Consider the following 825-nt stretch of genomic DNA (forward strand, 5'->3'; position numbering starts at 1 on the left):
CGCTCGATTTCTTCCTGGTTCTCGGCGATGGACAGGGATTTGCGGCGCAGCTCGCGCTCCAGGTCCGCCAGGCGGGATTCGTACTCGCTGGTCAGACGCGCCATTTCCTTTTCCGCATATACCCGCACGTTGTCTTTCAGGTCACGAATGGTGGACCAGCCGACCAGGGCGAGAATCGAGGCGGCACCGGCGATCAGGTAGAAGAAGTAGGTGACGGTATTAGTGGCGTACCCCATGGCCTTGTCGGCCACTTCCAGCTCCCGGTCGGTGACCAGCAGGTTCATCTGGTTGCGGTATTCCATCATGTCCTGGCGCAGGGCTCGCAGCTCACCGAGGATCCAGTTTTCCCGGAACTGGGAAATCACCGGCCCTTTTTCGATCTCACTCTGGGCCTCCGCTCTCGGCACTTGCTCAGGCGAACCGGGCTGCTGTTCTGCCCAGAGACTGCCAGCCAGCGCCAGCAGCATGCCCAATAGACCGGTACGCAGAATGTGTCTGATCAATGCCTTGCCCTCTCGATACACCCAATCACCTTTTACCTGTGCATTTCCCGCCAGGAAAACTCACACAGACGGGAACGCGCCGGGAAACATTGCCTATGGTCGCATCAAGCCTGCCGAGGTGCCAGCGTTGCAGGCCGTTCCCTTGACAGCCCTGCCCCGATGCAATGTAGTGATTGGCACCCACAAGCAATATCAAGGTAAAGGCATGCGACTTAATCGATTTATTTGCGCCGCTACTTTTGGCTTTCTTGCCGCCACGACCACCACCGTCAACGCCGACACCTGGCGTTTTGGCCTGGAGGAAATTGAAGGCAGTGTTCAG

At 58.2% G+C, this 825-nt stretch carries 1 pseudogene; it reads right to left on the reverse strand.

The window, feature by feature from the left end:
* A pseudogene (locus A3730_RS25835) lies at positions 1–524 on the reverse strand (hypothetical protein); the annotation flags it as partial.
* Positions 525–825 lie beyond the last annotated feature (301 nt).

Source organism: Alcanivorax sp. HI0044 (genome assembly GCF_001634945.1).